The sequence below is a fragment of the Candidatus Vampirococcus lugosii genome (assembly GCF_018420025.1).
Classification (GTDB): domain Bacteria; phylum Patescibacteriota; class Gracilibacteria; order Absconditabacterales; family Absconditicoccaceae; genus Vampirococcus; species Vampirococcus lugosii.
On sequence record NZ_JAEDAM010000094.1, the window covers coordinates 1 to 3,032 of the forward strand.

3 protein-coding genes are annotated in these 3,032 nt (G+C 25.9%); all 3 read left to right on the forward strand.

Annotated features, from left to right (window positions below):
• Positions 1-400 precede the first annotated feature (400 nt).
• Positions 401-2,023, forward strand: a complete 1,623-nt coding sequence (locus tag VAMP_RS04990) for a thrombospondin type-1 domain-containing protein (RefSeq protein WP_213349847.1) — start codon at positions 401-403, stop codon at positions 2,021-2,023.
• A 44-nt stretch (positions 2,024-2,067) separates the two neighbouring features.
• Positions 2,068-2,748, forward strand: coding sequence for a hypothetical protein (locus VAMP_RS04995; RefSeq protein ID WP_213349848.1), 681 nt, complete (start codon positions 2,068-2,070; stop codon positions 2,746-2,748).
• Between the two features lie 31 nt (positions 2,749-2,779).
• The coding region (locus VAMP_RS05000) for a hypothetical protein (RefSeq protein WP_213349849.1) at positions 2,780-3,032 on the forward strand (253 nt) is incomplete at its 3' end.

The window sequence follows — 3,032 nt, forward strand, 5'->3', positions numbered from 1 at the left end:
TTTTTGCTTCCAAAACAAAAATTTCTTCCAATACAGAGCAAATTTGTATAGGTAAATCTTTAATTTTTAATATTTTATCTTTTAACGGATCTGGAATTATATTTGACTTTAAAACTCATTTTTTTATATCATTATATTTCATAATAATTTATAATTTATATGTATATATTATGAAAGTATATATAAAATATATAATTTGTCAAAAAATATATAGTTTATTTTAAAAATAAATATATTTTCTTTTAAAAAAAGTAAAAAATGTATTGCAAATTTGAAAAAAATATTAATAATATTATTACAATAAAGTTATATAAAATATTTGACTTTTTATTTAATTTGTTTACTATTTTATAGTTTATAAGATTGTTTTAATTTAATTATATTTAAAATAAAAATGAAAATGAAAAAATATATATTATTATTTTGATTAATGTCTTTTTATTGATTGTATTCGTATACAAATGCTATTGAATGTTCTTTTTATGAATTTGAAGATCAATGTGTATCTCCATGATGACAAGTAAAAATGTCAGAAACTAATTCTGATCTACCTCATTTTACAAGATGATTAGATGCAAAAATATTTGAAGAATTTTATGATAATTCTATTAATAATGATCAATGATTTGAACATGATGATAGAATTCTTTGGGAATGGAAAGCAAATGATGATTGAGAACCAGATTGAGAATTTAAATCATGTGAAGATTTTGAAATTTTTTCTTGTGCAACTTCTTATGATGATCCTTCTACTACATATTCTGCAACTGATGTTTATAATTTTCATTCTTATAAAGTATGGGAAGAGTGGCAATGTATGGAATGAGCTTGTGAAAATTATAAATTAACTTGATGAGTATGAAAATCGGATCCTGTGTTATGTGATAATGATATTAAATGGGTATTGAGTGATGCTAGTTGATGAGATGAAGTGTGTATTAATTGACCTAATCCTGTTTCTGCTCAAAGAGACTGAGTTAAGTGGAATTATTGTATGGATGGATGTAATATGAATGAAGTTTCAAATCTTCCAGAATGTCAAAATAGAATAAAAGAAGAAATTGATGCGCCAGCTAACTTTTTTACAAGTACTAGTAATCCAGCAAATGATGGTTATACTCAAACTATAGTTGATGAAAATTGATTTGGTTGTACTTGAAATTGATGTAATTGGAGTGATGAATTATGTCAATGGTCTCCTTGACAAGGTTCTGATCAACCTACTCGTAGTTGAGATTGAACAAAAACATGGAATAATATAAATCTTTATCAAACTAGAGAAGAATGGAGGTTTTATTGACAATCTTTAACTAAAAGTTATGAGCTTACTAATAAACCAGGTTGGAGATACGAAAATATAACTCCTTCTTTATGAGATTATGTTTGGAATAAACATTATAAAGGTAGAGATTGTGACTTAGATACGGAATTTTGTAGATTATGAGATGATAAATGTACTAGTTATTGAAATGTTAATGCTTGATCACATAATAGATATTATAATAAAATAAGATGGAGATGGTCTGGTTCTTTGCCATCTGGTTGATATTATGAATGGAGATCTTGAAGTAGTGGTTCTCGGACAGATGTATGAAGTAGTACTTCAAAGACTGTAACTTGAATTAATTGTGATACTAATCGTAGTTCTCAAGTTAGAATTTGTGTAGGGAATTATTGATGTGGTCCAGTTACAACATTAAATTCTAGTACAAAAGATTGTTCTCGGAAAACAGGTAATTGGTCAAGTTGTAGTGCTAGTCCATATTGGGATACTTGAGATTGGTCAGATTGTAGTGTATCATGTTGATGATGAACTAAGAGTAGAAGTGTTACATGTGAAGGAAAGTCTGGTACAAGAAGTAGATCTGTAAAGTGTGTAAATCAACTTTGAAGTACGATAAATGATTCTTATTGTGAAGAAGCTTCTAGTAAGCCAAGTAGTTCAAAGTCTTGTACAGAATCTTGTTCAACAAGCAGTAAGCCTGATAGTTCAGATTCTTGTAATACACATGATTGTCCTTAGGATTACTAATAATATCAATTTAAAATTCATAAAATAATATTAAAATGTTTGATAAAAAAAAGATTATTGTAGTAGTTGTAATATTTATTTTATTTTTATCTATTTTCTTAATTTTAAATAATTTAAAGTGAGATAAAACTGAAGATTATGAAAGTAAAGATTATTGAGTAAGTTTTGATCATTTGGAAATATCTTGACAAAAACAATTAGATTTAATATCAGAATGTGAAGAGGAATATTTAGATTTTTGAAGACCAGAAGTTCATGCTTGTTTGAAACAGAACAGATATGAACTTTCTGTTCATAAAGCTATAGAAACTGAAGATAAAAAATATATTGAAACTATAGATGAAGAATTAAAAAAATTTGCTGAACATACAGGTACAGAATATGTTTCTCCTGCCAATGAACAATATTATTTTGGTCTTGCTGTTAAACATCAAGATAAGTCTTATTGTGAGAATATTTCTGTAATGTGATTAAAACAATCTTGTGAAGCTGCTATTGTATCAGAAGATGAAGTTGATTGACTTATACAAGAAATTTTACAAGATGAAACTAAAGATTCTAATCATTGTAATACATTTTATTTTACAGAAGATAGAGAGAAATGTCGTGATCAATTTTTTTATAAGTATTGATTAGAACAAAAAAAAGACTTTTTTTGTGATGTTATAAATGATGAGAAACTTAAAGAGTCTTGTTTAAATAAAATAAAAAATTAATAATTATTTATTAATAATTAAAATATAGAATATGTTAGATTTATTTCTATCTCTTCCTACTCGGGGATGAGAATCTGAAACATATACTAGAGAGCAATGAGATGTCATATGAAATACTGCTAATGATGATTCAATAAGACAAGGTGTTTCTTGAATATGAGGTAATATAGAATGAATATGACAAGCATCTTGAGATAATCAATGAGATTTACTTGAGTTTATATCAACAATATTAAATTATTTCTTGTGATTATGTGCATTTATTGCTTTGATATATTTGTTAT